The sequence below is a fragment of the Promicromonospora kroppenstedtii DSM 19349 genome (assembly GCF_000515355.1).
Classification (GTDB): Bacteria; Actinomycetota; Actinomycetes; order Actinomycetales; family Cellulomonadaceae; genus Promicromonospora; species Promicromonospora kroppenstedtii.
Map to the genome: position 1 here is coordinate 13,875 of NZ_KI911613.1, position 2,798 is coordinate 16,672.

The following is a 2,798-nucleotide window of genomic DNA, read 5'->3' on the forward strand; positions in this document are numbered from 1 at the left end:
CGTCGCGGAGGCCCCGCACCCCGGCTGGGGGGTGCGGGGCCTCCGCCTGCTCCCGGGTGCCCTCGGGCACCGGGTCAGTTGTCATGCTGTGTCGAGAGCCCCCGGGATCAGAGCGCGGCGTCGCCGTGCTCGCCGGTACGCACGCGGGCCACGTCCTCGACCGGGACGACCCACACCTTGCCGTCGCCGATCTTGCCGGTCTGGGCCGCGCCCACGATCGCCTCGGTCACCGCGGTGACGTCCTCGTCCGAGACGAGCACCTCGACGCGGACCTTCGGGACCAGGTCCACGGTGTACTCCGCACCACGGTAGACCTCGGTGTGGCCCTTCTGTCGGCCGTAGCCGCTGGCCTCGCTCACGGTCATACCGCGCACCCCGGCACCCTCCAACGCCGTCTTCACGTCGTCGAGGCGGTGGGGCTGGATGACACCCGTGACAAGCTTCATACGCTGCCTCCTAAGCAGTCGGGTAGCTGGACCGTAGTACGGTCAGCGCACCTCGGTGATGGTGGAGCCGGAGTTCTCGTACGCCGTCTCGCCGTGGACCGCGAGGTCGATGCCGCTGACCTCGGCCTCCTCGGAGACGCGCCAGCCCAGGGTGGCCTTGAGCGCCAGGCCGATGATGTAGGTGAGCACGAAGCTGTAGACGACGGCGACCAGCGCTGCGACGATCTGCGTGAGCAGCTGCGTGACGCCGCCACCGTAGAAGAGGCCGTTCAGCGAACCCTCGAAGTAGAAGGAGTCGTAGCGGCCGTTCGTCGCGAAGAAGCCGATCAGGATGGTGCCGACGAGGCCACCGACCAGGTGCACGCCGACGACGTCGAGCGAGTCGTCGTAGCCGAACTTGTACTTGAGGCCCACCGCGAGGGAGCACAGGACACCGGCGACGAGGCCGATGACGATGGCGCCCCACGAGTCCACCGTGCCGGCGGCCGGGGTGATGGCGACCAGACCGGCCACGACACCGGAGGCGGCACCCAGCGAGGTGGCGGCGCCGTCACGGAACTTCTCGGTGACCATCCAGGCGAGCATCGCGACGCTGGTGGCGACCAGCGTGTTGACCCAGGCGCGGCCGGCGGTGCCGTCGGCGGCGAGCTCGGAGCCCGCGTTGAAGCCGAACCAGCCGAACCACAGGAGCGCCGCGCCCAGCATGACGAACGGCAGGTTGTGCGGACGCATGGCCTCGGTGCCGAAGCCCTTGCGCTTGCCGATCACGAGGGCCAGGGCCAGGGCCGCGGCACCCGCGTTGATGTGGACCACGGTGCCACCGGCGAAGTCGATGGGCAGCGAGAGGGCCGAGGCGAGCCAGCCGTCGGCGCCGAACATGCCGCCGCCCCAGACCCAGTGGGCCAGCGGGGCGTACACGACGGTGACCCAGATGGCGCTGAAGACGATCCAGGTGCCGAACTTGACGCGGTCGGCGATCGCGCCGGAGATGAGGGCCACCGTGATGATGGCGAAAGTGGCCTGGAAGCCGGCGAACACGAGGCCCGGGATGCCCATGGCCGTCGTGGGGCTGGCGGCGTTGTCGATCGTGAGGCCGATCAGTCCGGCCGGGTTGCCGATGAAGCCGGCGATGTCGGGGCCGAAGGCCAGGCCGTAGCCGTAGACGACCCAGATGAGCCCGGCGACACCCATCGAGGCGAAGCTCATCATCATCATGTTGAGGACACTCTTGCCCCGCACCATGCCGCCGTAGAAGAACGCCAGACCCGGCGTCATCAGCAGCACGAGCGAGGAGGCAGTGATCAGCCAGGCGGTGTTGCCCGTATCGAGCTCGAATTCCATCGCGGAAAATGCCTCTCTCCCCGGACCGGTCCTGGTGACTCGGCCCACCGCGACTACCGTCGCGGGCAGCCGTTACGCGGGGCCCGCATCGAGGTTACGGACGCGTGACGCAGCCGGGGAGCATGTAAACGTCTTATTTCGAGTACCGGTTGGGCGAATTTTTCGACCCAACCGTGATCGGCCGGTTATTCGCCTGCCATGCGCTCGTAACGTGACGCTTACATGCACTTCTCACATGGTGGACGCCGACCATTGGCGTGCCATTTGAAGAGGCATTCCTGACCGGAAGTCAGCCCAGGATCCCGTCCACGAACTCCTCGACGTCGAACGGCGCCAGGTCGTCCGGACCCTCACCGAGGCCGATGAGCTTGACCGGCACGCCGAGCTCCCGCTGGACCTGCACCACGATGCCGCCCTTGGCGGTCCCGTCGAGCTTGGTCAGCACGATGCCGGTCACGCCGGCGACCTCCGCGAAGACCCGGGCCTGCGACAGCCCGTTCTGGCCGGTGGTCGCGTCCAGCACGAGCAGCACCTCGCTGGGCGCGGCGACCTTGCTGGAGACCCGCACGATCTTGCCGAGCTCGTCCATCAGGCCGGCCTTGTTCTGCAGGCGGCCCGCGGTGTCCACGAGCACGACGTCCGTCTTCTCGTCGCGCCCGCGCGCGACCGCCTCGAACGCGACCGACGCCGGGTCCGCGCCCTCGCGGTCCGAGCGCACCGTCTCGACGCCCACGCGGTTGCCCCAGGTGGTGAGCTGGTCCGCCGCCGCCGCACGGAAGGTGTCGGCGGCCCCCAGCACCACGCTGCGCCCGTCGGCCACCAGCACGCGGGCGAGCTTGCCCACCGTCGTCGTCTTGCCCGTGCCGTTCACGCCCACCACGAGGGCGACCGCGGGCAGGTGCGTGCCGTCCTCGGCCGTGCGCGGGTCGGTGTGCAGGGTGCGGTCCAGCTCCGGCTGCAGCAGCGCCACGAGCTCGGCGCGCAGCAGGTCGCGCACGGCGGCGGGCTCGC

General features: G+C 69.7%; 3 protein-coding genes. All 3 read right to left on the bottom strand.

Annotation, left to right across the window (positions count from 1 at the left end; genetic code table 11):
• Positions 1–107: 107 nt before the first annotated feature.
• Positions 108–446 carry a P-II family nitrogen regulator gene (locus PROKR_RS04250; RefSeq protein ID WP_036959850.1) on the bottom strand — a complete coding sequence of 113 codons (339 nt, stop codon included), beginning with the start codon at positions 444–446 and terminating at the stop codon, positions 108–110.
• Between the two features lie 42 nt (positions 447–488).
• Entirely contained in the window at positions 489–1,787 is a 1,299-nt protein-coding gene (locus PROKR_RS04255; RefSeq protein ID WP_036959852.1) for an ammonium transporter, read from the bottom strand.
• A gap of 289 nt (positions 1,788–2,076) precedes the next feature.
• Positions 2,077–2,798 (bottom strand): signal recognition particle-docking protein FtsY (gene ftsY / locus PROKR_RS04260; RefSeq protein ID WP_036959854.1); only part of this gene is annotated, 722 nt, incomplete at its 5' end.